Origin of the sequence: Nocardioides caldifontis, from assembly GCF_008087345.1 — a bacterium.
GTDB classification, from domain to species: Bacteria; Actinomycetota; Actinomycetes; order Propionibacteriales; family Nocardioidaceae; genus Marmoricola_A; species Marmoricola_A caldifontis.
Genome location: NZ_VHIB01000017.1, coordinates 1 through 20,424 on the forward strand (window position 1 = coordinate 1; position 20,424 = coordinate 20,424).

Below are 20,424 nucleotides of genomic sequence, written 5' to 3' on the forward strand. Positions count from 1 at the left end.
GCCGTCACAATCAAGGCCTCGGAGAACCCGGCGACTACAGCGCCGGCGGCCATCCATGCCCCGGCCGCAGATCCGACCCGGACGTCGCACTCAACGACTCAACCCACAGCCAAAAGAAAGTTCGAGGTTAGTTCTCGGAGCCGCTCCTTGCGCGCACGCCGTCGTGCAGCGCGCAGTTCTCGTTTACGCGCGTCGGGATCCCCTGCAGCCGATGGCGTCGCATCTGCCATGACAGGAAGGGTAGTCGAGGAGCATTGCATCGGCCGTTGAGCCGGGGCGTCTCGTGAGGTTGCGACGCTCCTTCCGCCGCTTGTCAGCGCGGGGTACTGGCGCGTTGTCTTCGGAGGAGCCTTCAGCCGGGGCCAGCTAGGAGACTCTTTCGCCCTGCTGATGCCGAGGCGTCTGTGTCGCGTTCATGTCCCTCAGATCTGAGGAGTTGAGGCCGATTGGACGCCGACAGTCCCCCCAATCGCCGTAGTTGAGGATGTGCCATGTCGAAAAGGTTTCGGGCCCGCGCTGTCACGACCCTTTTCGCGCTTGCGGTGAGCTCGATGTGGGCGTTGACCGGCGCGGATGCAGCCGAGCCCGCTTCCTCGTTCAACGTGAGCGCCAAGCCCTCCTCGATGGCGGCTTCGCGCGGGGTGACCCTGACCGCTTCGGCGAAACAAGTCGAGGAGGGTGACCGATTCGCCCTGACCGCCGTCATCAAGTCCCCAGCCAAGGCTGCAACCGTGACGCTTCAGAGGTGGCATGTTCCCCCCTACTTTGGCGAGCCGTCGTGGCAGTCCGTGAAGACCCTTCGGGCAAAGCGCAAGAGCAAGGTGACCTTCAGAGCCGTCGCCACCGACCTCAACGACGCGCGGTACCGCGTCTCTCTTCAGTACAGGGACAACAGAAAGCGCTTCGTGTCGAACGCCACCGCCGTTACGATCTGGCGCTGGATCCCGCTCTCCGAGTACGACCCGTACTACGAGACCAGCGGGCTTCTCTTTGGTGAGGCCGCGATCAACGGCATCCGCTACGTCGGCTGGGGTGCTGCCTACTTCTCCCACGCCGGCACCTGGGAAGCCAGGTTCACCCCCGGGCGCCACTGCAAGGCCTTCAGCGGTGTCCTCGGCGTCGCTGATGTCTCCGACGACGGCTCGAGCGGCACCGTCAAGCTCACCGCAGACGACCAGGTCATCTACGAGTCGACCCCGCTGACGCCCGGGATGGACCTGCCTGTGCACATCCCGCTCTCCAAGCCCTACCGGATTGGGATCCAGCTGTTCGACACGTCACCGGATGCGATCGAGTCCTGGCCCGTCATCGGAGAACCCGAACTACTCTGCACCGGCGTCTAGAGGTCGCGCGCCCATACCCGTCCCGGATGAGCAGAACGCCTCGGCACGAGGCGGAACAGCATTGCGTCTAACCGCCGCCAGTCGGGCGCGCTCGCATTGCGCCTAAGCGACGATGCCGTTCGCAGCGGTGCCTGGGCGGACGCTCGCAGCGAGCAGCGCCGAGGCCGTGTAGCTGCGTTGAACGGGGGACCGTCGGAGCCGTCCGTAACGATGACACCGTGAGAGACGAGGAGTTCATCGCCCGCGTGCGCCGGCACAAGCCAAGCGCTCTACTGCCCTTGATCGCGCGCTTCGCCTCGACGCGAATGCAACCGGACGACTGGATGAAGGAAGGGCAACGCGGCCTCGGCTCGCCCTGGGCCCTCGCAGAGATTGCTCGGGTTTGCCTGGCCTACGGCAATCAGCACCGGAAGGACGCGACGTTCGCTGACCTGGTCGCGTGCAACGACGCCTACAACGAACTTGACGACCCGGAGATGGTTGAGGGGTTCAACGGTCTCGTGGCTGGGTTCTTCCTGCGGATCTCCGAGCAACTCGAGTATCAACTTCCGCTCCGCCACGAGATGACGCGCGCTATCGCACTCTTCAACTACACGGAGCCAAAGCGGCCCCTGCGGGTGATCCGCAACGGGTGGGACACCGAGCTCCTCGGAGCCGACCTAGTCACCTTCATCGCCGCCGGGGAGATGCTGCATATCGCGGCGAAGCCAAACCAGGGCCGGTTCAATCCCAAGTGGCTCGACCAGCCGAACTTCAGTTTTCTCCGCGACGTCACCGACCCCGATCTCTTGCGGGCCGCTTGGACCCGTAGCTACGTCATCGACGCTTCCGAGTTCGCCGCTCAGAACGGTCGGCCACGCCCATCAGTGTGGCGCCGTTACGGACACAACCCGCTGCTGAGCCGGCCCGCAGTGAGCGGACTTCACGAGGACTGGCTCATCCCCGTTCCCGCCCTCGTCGTGCGCCGTCTGAGCCCACTCGGCCTCTACTACGCCGGCATCAAACGATGGGACAAGGCCTTCGCGGATGATCTCGGCGACCTATTCGAGCCATACATCGGCTCACACCTGCGCCTCCTCGGACCCGATGTGGTCGAGCCCGGGTTTCGCTACGGTCGCGACAACCACGAGACAGTGGACTTCATCGCCACCCTGCCCGAGGTGGTCGTCCTGGTCGAGGTGAAATCGGTTCGACCCACGGCTCCCGTCCGGGCAGGCAACGAGCATGCGCAAGCAGAGCTAAAGCGGATGCTCAACAAGGGCGTCGAGCAACTCGAGCGAGCCGACCGGCTGATCGACGAGCACCACCCCGCCTTCGCCCACATTCCTCGAGACCGCCCTCGCGTCGGGCTGCTGGTGACCCTCGAGGACTTCCACGTCCTCAACAGCGCGTTCCACCGACCGCTGCTCGACCGCGAGCGCCCAGATTTTCCGATCGGGGTGACCTCAGCTGGTGAGGTCGAGCATTGGGTGACAGTGAAAGATTTGGCGCCTGGTCAAGTCATCCTCGATGCCCGCGCCGAGCAAGAGGAATACCCCTGGCCGATGGGCGCCGGCGTCGCGCTGAAGCAGCAACTGTACGGGCGCAAGCATCGACGGAACCCGATCATCGACCACGCGTGGTCAGTCGGTCCGTGGCAGCAGCTCGCGGCATTGCGATCGAGGGACGGCTAGCTCCTGACGTCTCGTCCGCCACGGCGAGAACCTGCTGGCGGGGCGTGGAGACGTCTGCCGCACATGTCGCTAGCGCCTGCCCCTTTCCGCTGGCTGAGACCGACGCTTCCTCCGAATTGGTCGCCCGATGCACGCGGGCGCGCTCGCCACGCTGCTCCCATCGCTGGCAGGCAGCTGAGCGCGGCCCTGAAGCCTTTGACTCGGGCGACGGTGCCTTCACCGTGCTGTCGCGTCACTGTTGCGTCGTGCTAGTACGCGCTGAGCCCGGTTGGCGTTCCGCATCGGGCGGGATCGGGCACGTGCGTCGCTGCGACTAGTCGCCCTTGACTTCAACGTCGTGCGGAGGTGGAGGCGGAGGCGGCTGGTTCTCGCGGATGTCCGGAATCACAGGATTGGGCAGGGGCTCCGGCCGCTCGGGCGGTGGCGGAGGAGCTTGATCTTCGTCGGCCACAAGGTCATTTCAACACGAGTCGAGCCAACAGAGCCAGAGACTCGACGGCCAAGGCCGCTACACCTATCGCAATGCTTGTCTGCATGCGGGCCAGCTTGGCGTAGTTATACGTGTGGTTGGCTTGGTGGCTCATCGCTGTGGAGTAGAGCATGTGATCGGGCCCTAGCCTCTGAGTGTGGCGATCGTCGAACCAAGCGTCGATTCGCGTAGCGCTGAGCTCGAAGTGAAACTTGCGCGGGAACAGTACGAAGAGTGCCGCCCCCGCTACAAGCACGAAGGCTAGCGCGGCCACGTAGCCGGTCGTATCGAGCGCCCGATCCCCCACGAATCCGAAAGACGCCGCTACGATCGATCCGAACCCAACAAGCCCAATAGCCCGGTCCCGGACATTGTGCACGCGCTCACTCTGTCGGTCGATCGATCGACGGGCTTCCTCGAGCATCAACTCGAAACCGGGTGTCCAGTACTCGTTCGTCATGGTCAAGACCGTAGGCCGGACTCGCCCGCCCGCTTGTGGCCCCTCATGAAGCCGACGTGCCGCGGCACCCGTCTCGGCGGCCGCCTGGTCCCGTGACCCCGGCGAACACCGTTGCGGGCGGGTCGCTGCGCGCGAACGGTGCGACCGCCGAGCTCGATCGTCATTCCTCGGCGGTCGTCGCCAGCACGGATCGTCGCAAGCGTTGGTCACGATATTCAAATGAGGGACGAGCACTTCATCTCCCGCGTGCGCCGGCCGACCGTCGATAAGGCGTGGTCAGCGGACCGTTCCACCAGCTGGCGCAGGCCATGGAGACAGCGGCTAGCTCCTGACCGACTAGTCGGCGAGGGCGCGGCCGTGCTGACTGGGCGTTACAAGTGCCGCAGGTGGTCGGTGCGGTCGTCCCCGATCACTGCGCTGGGACATGATTTGGGGGTAGGCCTGCCAGAGCAGCCCTGCCATTACGCCTCCGCATAGCGTGCCGAGCCACGGTTGGGTCTTTACCTCGCGCCTCCGCAACTGCGACCAGCTGGCGCAACCGACGTCCGGAGCCGACGCCCGCATCGTAAGTCCGGCCGTTCAGTGGAGGGTCACGCGCCGCCCGACGAAGTGCTGGGGTCGTAGGCGGCGACCGCATCGTACGTGGCTTCGTCCGACAGTTTGCGAACGAGAAAACTCACCCATGCCTCGGTATAGACGTACTGCTCGAAGGCCGGGTTCCACCTGCAGAAGTCGGCTCGTGTCGCCGCTTTATCCGCTGCACCGCTCGGTGGACGGGCTTTGAAGAAGCGCCAGGATTGTGTGTGCATGTGCATCGTGAACGGGCGAGCGATGGCCTCGGCGACCTTCGTCACCACCTGCGCGGGGCGGAGATTCCCGAGATCCGCGACCGGCACCTGCTTCTCACGGATGATGGTGCGCACCTGGTCCACCACCGCGTTCTGCTCATCGGTCAGATCGCCGGCGTTCACGTAGGTCATCGCCGCGTCGGCTTCGGTCTTCGGCCCCTTGTGCGGTATGAGGTAGATCCGAAAGTCGAAAGCCTGGTCCTCGGCGATGCTCGGCTCGATCGTGGCGTCGAAGTCCTGGATCCATTCGAGCACCGCCACCGGCACGTGACTGCGCACGCGTTTCACGGCCGCGACGGCGTCCTGCGTGATCGAGGAAACAAAGAGGGGAAAGCGCAGCTCGGATGCCAAGGCCTCGTCGGCACCGAACCACTCGACGAGGGTTCGCTCGAAGTTCAGGAGGTGCGCCTGGGTGCGTCCGGCGACCAGAGCGGCGATGTTGTTCTCGTGGCGGTGCTCCACACGGTTCCTTAGACCGGTGAAGAACTCGATGTTGACTTTGCGGGCGTCGTTGTCGGCGAAGTGCTCCTTGAGCAGTTGATTCGACGCCTTGTACCGCCAGTCCCCGTCCTCGTGCCGGACGCGCCGACCGGACTTGTCGCGGATGAACAGATCGCCGCCGGTTCTCTGAGTGTGTGCCTGCATCAGCTTGAGCCAAGCCATCGCCATATGGACGAGGAACGCCTCCAACTGCCGCTCGTTGCCCTGACGGTTGTAGAGATCGACGGCCAACCGAGCTTCATTCTTCGCGGCTTGCAGCATGTGCCACCAGCGTGGGCGGGGCGGCATCCGACGCTCCTTCCCCAGTCGTGGCCCGCCGAGCCCGGGCTCTCCCCGTGAGATTACGTGACGCTGGAACACGGGCGGGACGAGTCGCGGCGGCCTGCCCCAGAGCCGGTCACGTCCGAGCCCAAACAGCTTCAATATGAGCCGAGTGGTCCGGGGCGAGCCGGCTCTTGTGGATGTAATGACTCTCGGCGATCTCACGTGTGTTGCCCATCTGGGCAGCGGCTGCCTCCGCGCCGGCAGCGTTGGCGACGACGGTTCCGGTCGCGGACCGCAGCAGTCGGAGCTCGAACCACGTGCCGACCTCAGTGTCCTTCAAGATGCGGTCCCGCAGCCGCGTGTTGATGTTGTTGAGCGACATCCAGTTCCCGGTCCGGGTGGCGAAGACGGCGTCGTTCTCGTTCGGCGGGGCAGCCATTAGCCGCTCTCGCAGCATCGAGGCCACGAAGGACGGGACAACCAGGGTGCGGTCGCCGGCGCCGCTCCCCTTCGTGTGCGGCTGGCGGGTCAGCTTGCCGGTCGCATCGTCAACCACGACGGTTCCGGTGATGTGAACGACCGGCCTGGTCACGCCGGGTTCTACTGGATAGGCGAAGTCGACGTCCTCATGTCGCACGGCGAGCGCCTCACCGGGACGGCAGGCGGTACCAGCGATGAACAGGACGAGGTCGCGGTACACCGTGCTGGGTCGCGGCCCTGGCCGTTCCGCCGTCATCCACGCCTCTATTGCTTCCAACACGGCGGTCAGGTCGGAAGCCGTCACTTCTCGATCCTTGGACCGCCGCTGCACGTCCTTTCGCTGGTAGCTCTGGATGTTCGCAAGGGGGTCGGTTCGTAGCGCCCCTTGGACCACGAGCCATCCGAGGAAGCCGTGGAGGACCTTGCGGACGTCGGGGTAGCGGCTTGGGGGCACGTCCCTGCGGAAGTACCCGTCGAGCCGCCCCGGGGTCAGGTGGCGGACCTGAAGCTCCCCCAGGATCGGAACGATCCAGTTGGTCGCTACCGAGCGATAGATCTTGATGCTGCGCGGGTTCGCCCGGCCCACGCCGTTCCGGGCATCTTCCAGTCGGCGCTCGAGGTACGTCTCGATCGCGAGACGCACAGAGGTGCTCGGCCCGACCTCACCGGCGGAAGTCTCGGCCTCGAGCCGTTCTCTCAGCTCATCCATCAGTGCCTGTCGTGCTGCAGCCGCGGTGCGCCCCTTCTTGCGGCACCTGGCCCGCACGCCCGCGTGGTCGCGGTAGACGGCACCGGCCTCCCATCGGCCGGGTCCGAGCTGCGTGGCGGTGATCTTCCCGATCTCGCCGGGGTAGAGAGACGTTCGTGCCATGCGGTGGTCCTTGGATCACGGGCGCCGGCTGGGCGGCAACCGTTCGGATGCCGCCGTCAGGGCGCTGCTTGGTCTGTATGAGAGCGCTGGCGAGCGATCTGAGCTGGTCGACGCTGTCGAGTCAGGCTCGGCAGCTCGGCCGGGGAGCCCTTGCCGCGCTTGGACGCCTCCACCCCATCGGGAAGGTGGCCGTCGTCGGTCTCCGTGTGGTCGTCGATCCACGCAAGGAGGTCGACCAACCGGTAGCGGACGCTGCCGCCGACCTGGACGGCTCGCGGGCCGTAGCCGCGGCGTCGGGAGCGCCACATCCGGAGGGTGGCGACCGGGACGCAGAGGACAAGGGCCGCCTCGTCAGAGGTGAGCAGACGGTAGGCGGCGAGGTCCTCCGGGAGGCCGCTGGCGGAAGGAGCGATGTGGCTGGACATGGCGCAAGCCAGGTACGCCTGAGACCCCTGTGACGGCGCTCCGTCAGGGCCCTACGCAGCCCCAAAGTTGTCGCAAAGTTGTCATTAGCGGGGCTTTGGGTCGAAACAGAAGAACCCCGCCTGACGCGTTTCCGCAGGCCAGGCGGGGTTCCGTGGCTCCCCCGGTTGGACTCGAACCAACAACCCTCCGGTTAACAGCCGAATGCTCTGCCAATTGAGCTACAGGGGATCGGCCGCGGCTCGAAGCCGCAGCCCCGACAGGTTAGCAACTGCCCCGGAACGACGCACATCGAAGGGGTGACACGTGATCGGGGTAACCGTGACGCACCTGGTAGGTCAAGGGCTCCCCGAACTCTGGTCACAACAGCCCGAGGGACTCCTGGGCGTCGCGCAGCGCCTCCTCCGCGGCGGCGGCCACGTCGGGATCGGCGGTATCGATGCCGCGGTCGAACTGGTACGCCCACGTCACCGTGCCGCCCGCCGGTGGCCGGCGGGCGATGACGATCAGGCCGCGCTTCTTCTCGATCGGCACCCGCCGCTGGAGCAGCACGGAGGCGCTTACCCGCTCCCGGAGCAACGGCACGAGACCACCCGGTTCCGGCAGCACGAAGGACCACGCGGTGGTCGGCTCGCCGTACTCCTCGACACGTTCGACGGTCAGCGTCGAGGTGTCCTGGTCCCAGTCCCCACGGAGCACCCGCTCCCAGCGCAGGCACACCGGGTCGTCCCCGACCACGAAGAGGGCGTCCCGGGTGCCGACCAGCCAGGTCCCGTCCTCCGCCCGCGCCGACGCCAGCGGCCGACCACGCACGGCGGCCCGCACCTCGGCCGGCAGCTCCGCGCCACGTCCGAAGAGCCGCATCAGCCCGCGGCCCCGATCGCCTTCTCCCGCAGCGTCCGCCGGTGGCTCTCGAGGGCGACGAGCTCGCCGAACATCCGGTTGTACTCGGTCGCCTCGTCCACCGGGTTGGTCCGCTGCAGCTTCGACTTCAAGTCGTTGATCCGGCGCATCGCGGTCAGCTCGAGGAGCCGGTAGACGTTCGCCGCGGCGTAGGTCGGATCGGGGTCCCGGGCGCTCAGCACCGGTTCCACCGCCAATGCGTTGAGCACCTGCGCCGCGGAGGGGTCCTGGCCCGCACCGGACAGCGCGTCGCGCAGCTTGCCGACCCAGACCTCCGGCTCCGGCGCGCCGGCGGGGCCTCCGTGCGCGGCGACCGCGTCCCACACCGCGCGGTAGCTGGGATGCGTGAAGTCGTTGCCGCCGAGGTCGGCCGAGATCGGCGCCACCAGCTGCGGGTGCTGGACGACGAGCTTCAGCGTCTCCCGTTCGAGGGCGAACCGGGGGTCGCGGAGGTCGGGCAGGTCGGTCCGCCTGGGCGCGGCGGCTGCGGGTGCGGCGGGCTCACGTCCCGACGGCGCCCGCCCGGACGCTCGGCGTACCTCCGCGCGCGCCTCCTCGATGTCCACGCCGACCATGCCGGCGAGCTCGCGCGCGAACGCGTCGACCTTCGACCGGTCCCGGATGCTCGAGACCAGCTTCGCGGCCTCGCGGAGCGCGTCGATCCGCCCGTCGGCGCGATCGAGGTCGTAGCGCTGCACCACGTTGCCGAGCACGAACCGGTAGAGCGGGATCCGCCGGGCGACCAGCTCGCGGACGGCCGCGTCCCCGGACTTCAGCCGCAGGTCGCAGGGGTCGAGCCCGTCCGGCTCCACCGCGACGTACGTCTGGCCGACGAACTGCTGGTCGCCGCCGAACGCCCGCAGCGCGGCCTTCTGCCCCGCCTCGTCGCCGTCGAAGGTGAAGATCACCTCGCCACGGAACTCCTCGTGGTCGTGGAGGAGCCGCCGCAGCACCCGGCCGTGGTCCTCGCCGAACGCCGTCCCGCAGGTCGCGACCGCCGTGCCGACGCCGGAGAGGTGGCAGGCCATCACGTCGGTGTAGCCCTCGACGACCACCGCCTGCGACGACCTGGCGATCTCCCGGCGCGCGAGGTCGATGCCGTAGAGGACCTGGCTCTTCTTGTAGATCGGCGTCTCGGGGGTGTTGAGGTACTTCGCCTCGATCCGGTCGTCGTCGAAGATCCGCCGGGCCCCGAACCCGATCGTCTCCCCCGAGGTCTCCCGGATCGGCCAGAGCAGCCGGCCGCGGAACCGGTCGTAGTGGCCTCGCTGGCCCTGGGCGACGAGCCCGGCGGTGACCAGCTCGGCGTCGCTGAACCGCTTCTGCCGCAAGTGCTTGTAGAGCGCCTCGCCGTCCCGTGGCGCGAAGCCGAGGCCGAAGGTGAGCGCTGCCTGCTGGTCGAACCCGCGCTCGGAGAGGAACTGGCGGGCGGCCACCGCGTCCGGGCCGCCGAGCTGGTCGGCGTAGAACTCCTGGGCGAGCTTGTGCGCCTCGACGAGCCGCTGGCGGCCGGGCCCCTTCGGCCGCGGCGTGTGGTCGTCCTCCTCCGTACGACGCAGCTGCACGCCGGTGCGGTCCGCGAGGTACTCCACCGCCTGGGCGAACGCCAGCCCGTCGTGCTTCATCAGGAACGAGATGACGTCGCCCCCCTCGCCGCAGCCGAAACAGTTACCCGTGAGGATGTTGTCCTCGAGGACGAAGGCGTGCCCCTCCTCGACCTCCGCACAGAAGACCTCTTCCTCGCGTTCGGTCTCCTCTACCGACTGCACCACCCATCCCCGTCGCGCAAACTTCTTCTGAGCAGCGACGAAGCGCTCGCGGTGCTCGGGGATGAGGAAGAAGTCCGGTGGGAGGTCGTCGTTGACGAAGTGGATCCTGTGGAGGTCGCTCGGCTCGCGCCCCTCGAACCCGACCCGCGACTGCGTTGTGACCCCGTAAGTGGCGATGCCCAGGCGTGTGCACAGGAGTCGCACGAACTCGAGGTCCTCGCGCGACGCCGAGTTGAGGATGACCGTCCCGTCCTTGGCCACACAACCGTCCGCCGCGAAGTAGCCGGCGAGCCATCCGAGGAGGTAGGACGCCGACTCGTCGAGCGGCGGGCGCTCCTTGAAGAACCCCGGCAGGTGGTGGACCAGGAGGTTGGGCCCGGATGCCGACGTGACGCTGTTGGGGAAGTACTTGAGGATCGCCTCGTCCTTCGGAGGGCAGATCAACGCCATCGAGCCGCGGTGCCGAGTCCTGGTGCCGTCTCCGAAGGTGAACCCGTGGGCGACGCCGAAGGGCGATGCGACGGTCTGCGAGATGCGGGAGCCAGGGAAGACGTAGCAGAGCCGGTCGCCCGCCTTCAGCCCCGTGGTCACGACCTCACGCCGCGATGACTGGTCTTTGCCCGCCCGGACGAACCAACGGTGGCCGTCGGTCGCGTAGATCTCCTTGACCTGTCGGTTCCGGGTCAGGGTGAGCTTCCACAATCGCTGGACGCCGTACGACTTGAAGGGCGCCCAGTGCCACCGTGCGTCCACACCGAGGATCCGGTGGACGCCTCCGGCAAGCTCGCGGATCGGCTTGGTGCCCTCCCAGGTCATCACCCGCGTCTCACCAGCCAGGCAGTGGAAGCCGCGACCGGGACGGACGTGGAAGGACGGACTCTTCTCGTCGTGGAAGGGGCAGAGCCCCTTGAACGCTCCCCCGCCGGCGGGCTTGAGGGTGACGTACTGCCGGACGATCTCGACGAGGTCGGCGCGCTCGCGCACCAGCGCGATGTCCTCCTCGCGGATCAGCCCAGCCACGGGCCGCAGTCTATGTCGCGCCGGGGAGCGGCTCGCCGCCCCTCAACAGGGCGTGCGGTCCGGGCGTTCAGCCCGCTGGTCGACACAGCCGCGCGTGCCATTCCCAGGCGCTGGCGTCGGTGAGGCTGGCCACCTGGTCGACGACGACCCGGAGCCGGGCCGCCTCGTCCGGAGCCTCCTCGAGGTCAGGGCGGAACCGCGGCTCGAGCAGCTCCGGCCCGCCGCCGACGAGCGCCTCGACGAGCTGCCGGACGACCTCCTGCTGGCGGGCGAGGAGCTTCATCCGGTCCTCGGCGCGCATCACCAGGTGTGCGGCGACGCCCTTGAGGACGGTGATCTCCAGCAGCGTCTCGTGGGGCACGACGAGGTCCGCGGCGTACCTCGTCAGCGGGTCGCCCCCGAACTGCTCGTGGGTGGCCTCGGTCGTCGCCCGGCAGAACCGGCCGATGAGGTCGGAGGTGAGGTTCTTCAGCGCGGCCAGGTCGCCGCGGCTCCCGTCGTACGCCGAGGTGGGCCAGCCGGGCTCGGAGGCGAGCCGGTCGAGGGCGGCGTCGAGGGCGGCGGGCTCGGCGGACGGGAGATACCACTCCTGGACGGTCCGCCAGACGTCGCGCCGCAGCCCGGGATCGCCGAGGGCGAGCAGGTCGACGCGGCCGGCGACCACACCGTCCTCGACGTCGTGCACCGAGTAGGCGACGTCGTCGGCAAGGTCCATGACCTGGGCCTCGAGGCAGCGCCTCCGAGGCGGCACGCCCTCGCGCAGCCAGGCGAAGACCTCCACGTCGTCGTCGTACACCCCGAACTTGGCGACCGAGCGCGGGGTGCCGTCGGCATGCGCCCCGACCGGGGGTGCCGCGTCGCGGCGCGGCCAGGGGTACTTCGTCGCCGCGTCGAGGCTGGCCCGGGTCAGGTTGAGCCCTGCGCTGCGGCCGTCCGGCGTGGTGCTCTTCGCCTCGAGCCGCGTGAGCAGCCGCAGCGTCTGGGCGTTGCCCTCGAACCCGCCGGCCGGGCCGGAGACCTCGTCGAGCGCCCGCTCCCCGTTGTGGCCGAACGGCGGGTGGCCGAGGTCGTGGGCGAGCGCGGCGGTCTCCACGACGTCGGCGTCGCAGCCGAGCTGGCGGGCCAGGTCGCGGGCGACCTGCGCGACCTCGAGGGTGTGGGTGAGCCGGTTGCGGACGAAGTCGTCGCTCTGCGGGCCGACCACCTGGGTCTTCGCAGCGAGCCGGCGGAGGGCGGCGCTGTGCACCACCCGGGCGCGGTCACGCTCGAAGGGGGTGCGCGTCGAGTGCTTGCGCGGCTCGTCGACGAAGCGGGCGCGCGCCGCGTCGTCGTACCTCTCCGTCGACCCCATCGGGAGCGACCCTAGCCACCAGGACCGACGAACCGCCCCTCGTGAGCGGCACGAGGGGCGGTTCGGTGCGGCACGAGGGGCGGCTCGACGCAGGCGCTGGGCGCCGGGAGCGTCAGTAGACCGCCACGTGGACGTGGTCGTAGTGGTTGGCGGTGACCGACCCACGGTCGGACATGTAGCGCCACCCCTCCGACGCCCGGTCCGGGGTCCAGATCCTCTGCGAGTAGATGATGTCGCGGATCTGCAGCCGGGAGGCGTTGGCACGGAGCCACTCGGCGATCTGCCAGCCGACCTCGCCGGAGATCATGATGTCGATCGCCCGCCCGTCGACGTGCTCGCCGTGCGGGTCCAAGCCGCCGTACGTGGTCGGCTGCGGGAAGGCCGCGCAGACCGCGCGGTAGACCACCGTCGCCGTCGAGGTCAGGCCGCCCTCGATCTCGGAGCCGTCGGGGCACGGCGCACTGGAGACGCCGGCCTCCGGTCCGGTCTCGGGCTTCGGCTTCTCGTCGGCGAGGTACTCCGCGTTGACCCAGCGGACGAGCTCCTTGCCCTTCGGCCCCGTCAGCAGCACCTCGGCCCACCCACCGACGACCTGCCCGGTCACCGCGACCTTGGTGCGCTCCTCGAGGACCCCCACCTTGGGCCCCTTCTCCCGGGGCTGCTTCCAGATGTTGAGGGGCTCGCTCGCGAACTTGTGGTCCACCGGCTTCGGTGCCAGGGCGACCCGTCCGGCGGTGCGCTGGGCGGAGCGCGAGACGCGCTGCTCCTCGCGCGACGCCTGGAGCGCCTCGATGGCGCCCGCGGAGGCCGCGGCGTTCGTCGCCGTGTCGCCCGACGGGGCGAGGTCCTTGTCCGAGGCTCCGGTCGCCAGCCCCACCGTCACGACCATGGCGGTGACCACGGAGGCGATCCCGGTGACCCGGGCGAGGCTGGTCCTGCGGAGGAGCGCGGCGGGTCGGGCCGTGGCCCGGTGTCGCGCTGAAGGCATAGGGGTGCTCCTACGTGTCGACTTCAGGACTTCAGTCCGGCAGTGAAACACACGAGGCCACTCTGAGCCGCATTCAGGTCCAGCCCTGTGGACAGCGTCACAGCGCCTTACCACGTATCCGCAGGAACGTCCGTTTTGCGCTACCGGATCGGTAGCGATCGGCCGGTCAGCCGCCGGAACCCGACCAGACGTCCTCGGGTGCGCTGCACCCCACGCCGTCGCGGTCCGCGAGCCACCCCTCCGGCAGCACCACCCGCCGCGGGCTCCCCTGCCGGCCGCGCGGTGTCCCGAGCTCGGCGACCGGGAACGGCGCCGTCGGGTCGAGCTGCGCGAGCAGCCGGTCGAGGGTCTCCAGGGTGTCGACGAGGGCGAGCTCGCGACGGAGGTCACCGCCGGCGGCGAACCCCTTGAGGTACCAGGCCACGTGCTTGCGGAACTCCTTGCACCCCCGCTCCTCCCCCATGTGGTGGACGAGCAGCTCCGCGTGGCGCCGCATCATCGCGGCCACCTCGCCGAGGTCCGGCAGGGTCGCCACCTGCTCGCCGGCGAACGCGGCGGCGAGGTCGCGGAAGAGCCACGGGCGGCCGAGGCAGCCGCGGCCGACCACGACCCCTGCGGCGCCGGTCTCCCCGACCATCCGGAGCGCGTCGCGCGCCTCCCAGATGTCGCCGTTGCCGAGCACCGGGATCGAGACGTGGGCGACGAGCTCGCCGATCGCGGTCCAGTCGGCGGTGCCCGAGTAGGCCTGGGCGACGGTCCGGCCGTGCAGCGCGATCGCCGCGACGCCGGTCTCCTCCGCGATCCGGCCGGCGTCGAGGTAGGTCAGGTGGTCGTCGTCGATCCCCTTGCGGGTCTTCATCGTCACCGGCACGCCGTACGGCTCGGCGGCCTGCACCGCGGCAGTGAGCACGGCGGCGAGCAGGCTGCGCTTCCAGGGCAGTGCCCCGCCCCCGCCCTTGCGGGTCACCTTGGGCACCGGGCACCCGAAGTTGAGGTCGATGTGGTCGACGCCGTGCTCGGCGCAGAGGAGCTCGGCGGCCTTCCCGACGTACGCCGGGTCGGTGCCGTAGAGCTGCACCGACCGGGTGGTCTCCCGCTCGTCGAAGACGAGCATCTGCAACGTCGTGGCGTCACCCTCGACCAGCCCGCGGCTGGTGATCATCTCGCAGACGTAGAGCCCGGCGCCCTGCTCGCTGCAGAGCCGCCGGTACGCCGCGTTGGTGATCCCGGCCATCGGGGCCAGCACCACGGGTGTGGCCACCCGGAGGTCGCCGAGCCGCAGCCCCGGGTGCGGGAGAGCGGGCGTCGCGCTCATCCGGAGGCGGCCCGGCCCTTCCCGCCGCGCTTGCCCTTCTTCTCCTTCGGCGTCGTGACCTCACCGCGCCACTCGATCGGGACGAAGTCCTCGGTGGGACGGTAGGAGACGCCCTCGAGCGACCCCTTGTTCGGCGACAGGAAGACCAGGCAGGTCTTGAAGGTGTCGCCCGGCTTGAAGGCGGCCGGGAGGTTCTCGGTCGGGCACTTGTTGAACGCCGAGGTGAACTGCACCGCCTGGAGCAGGGTGTTCTCCCCGCTGATCCCCCACAGCGGCACGGCGACGTCGCCGAACGGCTCCTCGCCGGCGTTCCTCACCGTCACGCGGACGTAGAAGTAGTTGCCGCGCTTCTTGTACGGGTCGTCGAGCTCGAACCCGGCGAAGTCCTTGATCGTCCCCTGGACCGCGGAGTCGACCCGCATCCGGAGCACCCCGCCCTGGCGGCCGGCCTCGTGGGCGACCGTGGCCGGCTGGCGGAACTGCAGCTGGGTGCCAGGCTCGGTCAGCTCGACGTCGTCGGGCACGTCCACGGTCGTCGTGGGGCTGGGCGACGCGCTCGCCGCGTCGGCCTCGGCGCCGTCGCCGCCGTCCTCACCGCCGGCATCGTCGGAGCAGCCGGCCAGCGCCAGCGCGGCGGTGGCGACGGCAGGGACGACGAGGCGACGGAAGCGGGGCATCTCGGACACCGCTCCATTGTGCCGTGCGGAGCCACGGGAGCCCGGCAATCGGCACGGCATCCTGCTCAGCAACCCGGCAGCCTCTCGGCGATCCAGCCGCGCACGGAGTCCAGCGAGACCCGCTCCTGCTGCATGGTGTCGCGGTCGCGGACCGTCACGGCCTGGTCCTCGAGGGTGTCGAAGTCCACGGTCAGGCAGTACGGCGTGCCGATCTCGTCCTGGCGGCGGTAGCGGCGGCCGATCGCACCGGCGTCGTCGAACTCGACGTTCCAGTACTTCCGCAGCTCGGTGGCGAGGTCCTTGGCCCGCGGGGTGAGGTCGGCGTTGCGCGACAGCGGCAGCACCGCGACCTTGACCGGGGCCAGCCGCGGGTCGAGCCGGAGCACGGTCCGCTTGTCCACGCCGCCCTTGGTGTTCGGCGCCTCGTCCTCGGCGTACGCGTCGACCAGGAAGGTCATCAGGCTCCGGGACAGCCCGGCCGCCGGCTCGATGACGTAGGGCGTGTAGCGCTCGTTCTTGGCCTGGTCGAAGTACGACAGGTCCTGCCCGGAGTGCTTGCTGTGGGTCGAGAGGTCGAAGTCGGTGCGGTTCGCGATGCCCTCGAGCTCGCCCCACTCGGTGCCGGCGAACTCGAAGCGGTACTCGATGTCGACGGTCCGCTTGGAGTAGTGCGACAGCTTCTCCTGCGGGTGCTCGTAGTGGCGCAGGTTCGCCGGGTCGATCCCGAGGTCGACGTACCACTGCGTCCGCACGTCGATCCAGTGCTGGTGCCACTCCTCGTCGGTGCCGGGCACGACGAAGAACTCCATCTCCATCTGCTCGAACTCGCGGGTGCGGAAGATGAAGTTGCCCGGGGTGATCTCGTTGCGGAAGCTCTTGCCGATCTGGGCGATGCCGAACGGCGGCTTCCTGCGGGCGCTGGTCACCACGTTGTTGAAGTTGAGGAAGATCCCCTGCGCGGTCTCCGGGCGCAGGTAGTGCAGCCCCGACTCGTCCTCGACCACGCCGAGGTAGGTCTTGAGCAGCCCGGAGAACTGGCGCGGCTCGGTCCACGCGCCGCGCGTGCCGCAGTTCGGGCAGGCCACCGTGGTCAGGTCGACGTCGTCGGGGTTGTCACGGTGCCCACTCTTCTTGGCCTTCTTCTCCGCTTCCTGCTCCTGCAGGTGGTCGGCGCGGAACCGCTTGTGGCACGACTGGCACTCGGTCAGCGGGTCGGTGAAGGTGTCGACGTGGCCGCTGGCCTCCCAGGTCTGCCGCGGGAGGATCACGCTGGAGTCGAGACCGACGACGTCGTCGCGCTGCTGCACCATCGAGCGCCACCACTGGCGCTTGATGTTCTCCTTCAGCTCGACACCGAGCGGCCCGTAGTCCCAGGCGGACCGGGTGCCGCCGTAGATCTCGCCGCACGGGTAGACGAAGCCTCGACGCTTCGCGAGGCTGACGACGTTGTCGACCTTGGCCCCTGGCTTGGTGGTCACGATCTCTCCCTTGATCTGCACACGGTCCACCGACTGGCTGGCGGCGGAAGGGTCAAGACTATCCGGGGGTCGTCAGCCGTTCTGCCGCGGCTCTGACCGGTTGAGCTCCTCCCCGGGACGCACCACCTCGTAGGCGCTGGGCTCGTCGATCGCCTGCCCCAGCAGGCTCCACGCCCGCATCTTCACGTCGTACGACGAGAGGGCGCGACGGTAGGCACCGGGCCCCACCCACTCGGTCTGCAGGACCCACAGGGTCGGGTCGTCGACGTTGCGGCCCACCACTCCGCGGACGTAGCCGCGCTGGGTGGAGAGCACTTGGAGCGCCTCGGCGAGCTGCTCGCCGAGGGCGAGGTCGCCGACGTCACCACGGAACCGCGTCACCACCAGCACCCCGACAGGCTAGCCCGCACCTTTTGACAACGGTTCTCATTCCGGCTGAGAATCGTTCTCATCATGACGCGACGACTCCTGCTCCCCCTCGCCTTGCTCGCCCTCCCCCTCACCGCGTGCGGCGACGACGGCACGTCCGGGGACGGCGGCGTCTCGGTGGTGACCTCGATCTACCCCGTCCAGTTCGTCGTCGAGCGGGTCGCCGGCGAGCACGCGACGGTCACCAACCTCACCTCCCCCGGCCAGGAGGCGCACGACCTCGAGCTCGGCATCGAGCAGACCGCCGAGCTCACCGACGCCGACCTTGTGGTGCACGGCAGCGGGTTCCAGCCGGCCGTCGACGAGGCGGCCGAGCAGAACGCCGAGGGCACGGTGGTCGACGCGATGGAGCTGCTCGAGACCCAGGGCATCGCCCTCCCCGACGGGGCGCCCACCGAGGTCGCCCCCGACGACCCGCACTTCTGGCTCGACCCCAACGCGATGGCGCTGCTCGCCCGGGCGGTCCAGGACGAGCTGAGCAGGCTCGACCCCGACCACGCCACGGACTACGGGACGAACGCGGACGCGCTCGTCGACGACCTCGCCGCGCTCGACGAGGAGACCTCCGCCGCCCTGGCCGACTGCGAGCGACGCACGGTCGTGGTGAGCCACGACGCGTTCGGCTACCTCGGCCGCCGCTACGACCTCGAGCTGGCGCCGATCGCCGGGCTCTCCCCCGACGCCGAGCCCTCCCCGGCGCACCTCGCCGAGCTCCAGGAGCTGATCGAGGAGGAAGGGATCACCACCGTCTTCTCCGAGACGCTCGCCAGCCCGAAGATGGCCGAGACGCTCGCCGACGACCTCGGCCTCGCCACCGCGGTGCTCGACCCCGTCGAGGGGCTGACCGAGGACACCGAGGACGAGGACTACCTGTCGCTGATGCGTCGCAACGTCGAGGCGCTGCAGGAGGCGAACGGATGCAGGTGAACCCGGTGATGGCCACGGAGGTGGACCCGGTGGTCCTCCGCGTCACCGACGGCTGCGTCGAGCTCGGCGGCCGGCCGGTGCTCCGTGGCGTCGACCTCACCGTGACGGCCGGCGAGGTGGTCGCCGTCCTCGGCGCGAACGGCTCCGGCAAGTCGACCCTGGTGCGCACCGTCCTGGGGCTGGCGCCGCTGCGTCGGGGCAGCGTCGAGCTCTTCGGCGCTCCCGTCGACCGGTTCCGCGACTGGCGCCGGGTCGGGTTCGTCCCGCAGCGGGTGACCGCGACCGCCGGCGTGCCTGCGTCGGTGTGGGAGGTGGTCGCGTCGGGGCGGCTGGCGCACCGCCCGCTCGTCGGCCCGATGCGGCGCCGGGACCGCGAGGCCACCCGCGACGCCCTGGAGGCGGTGGGGCTGGCCGACCGTGCCCGCGACGGCGTCGCGACCCTCTCCGGCGGCCAGCAGCAGCGGGTGCTCATCGCCCGCGCGCTCGCCGGCCGTCCGGAGCTGCTGGTCCTCGACGAGCCGACCGCCGGCGTCGACCTGGCCCAGCAGGACGCCTTCGCCGGCATCCTCGGGCGGCTGGTCGAGCGGGGCACCACCATCGTGCTCGTCGCCCACGAGATGGGGCCGATGGAGCCGCTGGTCGGCCGGACGGTCGTGATGCGCGACGGCCGCATCGCCTACGACGGCGCACCGCTGGAGTCCTTCGAGGACGTCCCCCACGCGCACGCCCACCACCCGCCGAGGCCGGCGGTCGACTACTCCCCCGCGCTCGCCGTGCCGCTCGACCGCGCCACCTCTCCCGACGAGGAGCACCCGTCGTGAGCTACCTCGCCTACGACTTCGTCCAGCGCGCGCTCATCGCGGCGTTCGTCACCGGGCTCGCCGCCCCCGCGGTGGGCACCTACCTGGTGCAGCGGCGCCAGGCCCTGATGGGCGACGGCATCGGCCACGTGGCGGTGACCGGCGTCGCCCTCGGCCTCGTGACGAACACCTCACCCACCGTGACCGCGGTCGTCGTGGCCATCGCAGGTGCCCTGGTGATCGAGGTGGTCCGCCAACGTGGCGGCGCGAGCGGCGACATCGCCCTCGCGCTGCTGTTCTACGGCGGGATCGCGGGAGGGGTGTTCCTCACCGGGCTCGCCGACCAGAGCGCGACGACGCTCAACACCTACCTGTTCGGCTCGATCACCACCGTCGACATCGGCGACCTGTGGGTGACCGGGGGGCTCGCGGTCGTCGTGGTCGCCGTCGCCGTCGGGCTGGCGCCGCGGCTCTTCGCGGTGGCGCAGGACCCGGAGTTCGCCAAGGTCGCCGGGATCCGGGTGACCGCCTACAACGTGCTCGTCTCCGTGCTGGCCGCCGTCACCGTGACCGTGGCGATGCGCACCGTCGGGCTGCTGCTGGTCAGCGCGCTGATGGTGGTGCCGGTCGCGACCGCGCAGCAGCTCACCCGCGCGTTCCGCGACACGTTGCTGCTCGCGATGGCGCTGGGCACCGCCGCCTCGGTGGGCGGGCTGCTGGTCTCGGCCGAGATCGACGTCGCGCCCGGCGCCACGATCGTGCTGCTCGCCCTCGCCGGGTTCGCCGCGGCCTGGCCGGTGGGCGCGTGGCTGCGGAGGAGACGCCGGGTCACCGCGCCGTTCGCGGCACCGGTGCTGGCGCGCGAGGAGCCCCACACCGTCGTACCCGAGGAGCACGAGCACGCGCACGGCCCCGACTGCGGCCACCCCGCGATCGTGCACGGGGACCACGTCGACTACGTCCACGACGGGCACCGGCACGCACCGCACGGAGGTCACTATGACGAGCACTGACGCCGGCGCCGCACGGACGGCGCGGCCCACACGGCAGCGCCGGGCGGTCGCCGAGTGCCTGCGCCGGTTCGACGACTTCCGCTCCGCGCAGGAGATCCACGACCTGTTGCGCCAGGGCGGCGACAACGTCGGGCTGTCGACGGTCTACCGCACCCTCCAGGCAATGGCCGACGCCGACGAGGTGGACGTGCTCCGCGCCGAGGACGGCGAGGCCCGCTACCGCCGGTGCAGCGACACCCACCACCACCACCTGGTCTGCCGCGGCTGCGGGCACACGGTCGAGGTGGAGGGGCCAGCGGTCGAGCGGTGGGCCACCAAGGTGGCCGAGGAGCACGGCTTCGCCGAGGTCAGCCACACCCTGGAGATCTTCGGGCACTGCCCGGACTGCGCCTGACCGCCCGGGGCCGGCTCCCCGGGACCAC

The 20,424-nt window shown here is 69.7% G+C and carries 18 protein-coding genes, 1 tRNA gene and 1 pseudogene; 6 read left to right on the top strand and 14 right to left on the bottom strand.

What is annotated here, in order from left to right; genetic code table 11:
• Positions 1-491: 491 nt before the first annotated feature.
• The gene (locus FIP57_RS21490; protein ID WP_148575643.1) at positions 492-1,343 is read left to right on the top strand and encodes a hypothetical protein; all 852 of its coding nucleotides are present in this window, start codon (positions 492-494) and stop codon (positions 1,341-1,343) included.
• Positions 1,344-1,561: 218 nt separating this feature from the next.
• Entirely contained in the window at positions 1,562-3,016 is a 1,455-nt protein-coding gene (locus FIP57_RS21495) for a hypothetical protein (RefSeq protein ID WP_148575646.1), read from the top strand.
• Positions 3,017-3,471: 455 nt separating this feature from the next.
• Here FIP57_RS21495 and FIP57_RS21500 read toward each other — a convergent pair whose 3' ends face one another.
• The 14 genes and pseudogenes from FIP57_RS21500 to FIP57_RS21560 all read right to left on the bottom strand — a co-directional run bounded on the left by FIP57_RS21500 (position 3,472) and on the right by FIP57_RS21560 (position 17,223).
• Positions 3,472-3,945 (bottom strand): hypothetical protein, encoded by a 474-nt coding sequence (locus FIP57_RS21500; protein WP_148575648.1) that lies wholly within the window; start codon positions 3,943-3,945, stop codon positions 3,472-3,474.
• A 590-nt stretch (positions 3,946-4,535) separates the two neighbouring features.
• On the bottom strand, positions 4,536-5,555 hold the full coding sequence (locus FIP57_RS21505) for a DUF3644 domain-containing protein (protein WP_162529922.1): 1,020 nt from the start codon (positions 5,553-5,555) through the stop codon (positions 4,536-4,538).
• 136 nt (positions 5,556-5,691) lie between these two features.
• Entirely contained in the window at positions 5,692-6,747 is a 1,056-nt protein-coding gene (locus tag FIP57_RS21510) for a tyrosine-type recombinase/integrase (RefSeq protein ID WP_148575652.1), read from the bottom strand.
• A gap of 218 nt (positions 6,748-6,965) precedes the next feature.
• Positions 6,966-7,334, bottom strand: coding sequence for a helix-turn-helix transcriptional regulator (locus FIP57_RS23815; RefSeq protein ID WP_203231399.1), 369 nt, complete (start codon positions 7,332-7,334; stop codon positions 6,966-6,968).
• A gap of 153 nt (positions 7,335-7,487) precedes the next feature.
• Positions 7,488-7,563 (bottom strand) — tRNA-Asn (locus FIP57_RS21520).
• Positions 7,564-7,692: 129 nt separating this feature from the next.
• Positions 7,693-8,196, bottom strand: coding sequence for a hypothetical protein (locus tag FIP57_RS21525; RefSeq protein ID WP_148575654.1), 504 nt, complete (start codon positions 8,194-8,196; stop codon positions 7,693-7,695).
• Positions 8,196-10,820: a DNA primase gene (gene dnaG / locus FIP57_RS21530; RefSeq protein WP_420846724.1), complete on the bottom strand. Its 2,625-nt coding sequence runs from the start codon at positions 10,818-10,820 to the stop codon at positions 8,196-8,198. Before dnaG ends, FIP57_RS21525 begins: the two co-directional genes overlap by 1 nt.
• A gap of 21 nt (positions 10,821-10,841) precedes the next feature.
• A pseudogene (locus tag FIP57_RS24575) lies at positions 10,842-11,024 on the bottom strand (CHC2 zinc finger domain-containing protein); the annotation flags it as partial.
• 67 nt (positions 11,025-11,091) lie between these two features.
• Positions 11,092-12,375: a deoxyguanosinetriphosphate triphosphohydrolase gene (locus FIP57_RS21535; protein WP_148575658.1), complete on the bottom strand. Its 1,284-nt coding sequence runs from the start codon at positions 12,373-12,375 to the stop codon at positions 11,092-11,094.
• A 112-nt stretch (positions 12,376-12,487) separates the two neighbouring features.
• Positions 12,488-13,363: a VldE C-terminal domain-containing protein gene (locus FIP57_RS21540; RefSeq protein WP_148575660.1), complete on the bottom strand. Its 876-nt coding sequence runs from the start codon at positions 13,361-13,363 to the stop codon at positions 12,488-12,490.
• Positions 13,364-13,529: 166 nt separating this feature from the next.
• Positions 13,530-14,678: a tRNA dihydrouridine synthase DusB gene (dusB, locus tag FIP57_RS21545; RefSeq protein ID WP_148575663.1), complete on the bottom strand. Its 1,149-nt coding sequence runs from the start codon at positions 14,676-14,678 to the stop codon at positions 13,530-13,532.
• The gene (locus FIP57_RS21550) at positions 14,675-15,364 is read right to left on the bottom strand and encodes a hypothetical protein (RefSeq protein WP_148575665.1); all 690 of its coding nucleotides are present in this window, start codon (positions 15,362-15,364) and stop codon (positions 14,675-14,677) included. Before FIP57_RS21550 ends, dusB begins: the two co-directional genes overlap by 4 nt.
• A 56-nt stretch (positions 15,365-15,420) precedes the next feature.
• Positions 15,421-16,863 carry a glycine--tRNA ligase gene (locus FIP57_RS21555; protein ID WP_420846722.1) on the bottom strand — a complete coding sequence of 481 codons (1,443 nt, stop codon included), beginning with the start codon at positions 16,861-16,863 and terminating at the stop codon, positions 15,421-15,423.
• Positions 16,864-16,905: 42 nt separating this feature from the next.
• Complete coding sequence (locus tag FIP57_RS21560) at positions 16,906-17,223, bottom strand: antibiotic biosynthesis monooxygenase family protein (RefSeq protein ID WP_148575669.1); 318 nt, start codon at positions 17,221-17,223, stop codon at positions 16,906-16,908.
• Between the two features lie 63 nt (positions 17,224-17,286).
• Here FIP57_RS21560 and FIP57_RS21565 point away from each other — a divergent pair, with 63 nt between their 5' ends.
• From FIP57_RS21565 to FIP57_RS21580, 4 genes are read left to right on the top strand one after another with little or no spacing between them, the layout of a single operon-like run.
• Positions 17,287-18,189, top strand: coding sequence for a metal ABC transporter substrate-binding protein (locus FIP57_RS21565; RefSeq protein ID WP_148575671.1), 903 nt, complete (start codon positions 17,287-17,289; stop codon positions 18,187-18,189).
• Positions 18,180-19,010 (top strand): metal ABC transporter ATP-binding protein, encoded by an 831-nt coding sequence (locus FIP57_RS21570; protein WP_148575673.1) that lies wholly within the window; start codon positions 18,180-18,182, stop codon positions 19,008-19,010. The genes FIP57_RS21565 and FIP57_RS21570 overlap by 10 nt, the downstream gene beginning before the upstream one ends.
• Positions 19,007-20,002, top strand: coding sequence for a metal ABC transporter permease (locus FIP57_RS21575; RefSeq protein ID WP_148575675.1), 996 nt, complete (start codon positions 19,007-19,009; stop codon positions 20,000-20,002). Before FIP57_RS21570 ends, FIP57_RS21575 begins: the two co-directional genes overlap by 4 nt.
• Positions 19,989-20,396 carry a Fur family transcriptional regulator gene (locus FIP57_RS21580; RefSeq protein WP_148575677.1) on the top strand — a complete coding sequence of 136 codons (408 nt, stop codon included), beginning with the start codon at positions 19,989-19,991 and terminating at the stop codon, positions 20,394-20,396. The genes FIP57_RS21575 and FIP57_RS21580 overlap by 14 nt, the downstream gene beginning before the upstream one ends.
• Positions 20,397-20,424: the final 28 nt, after the last annotated feature.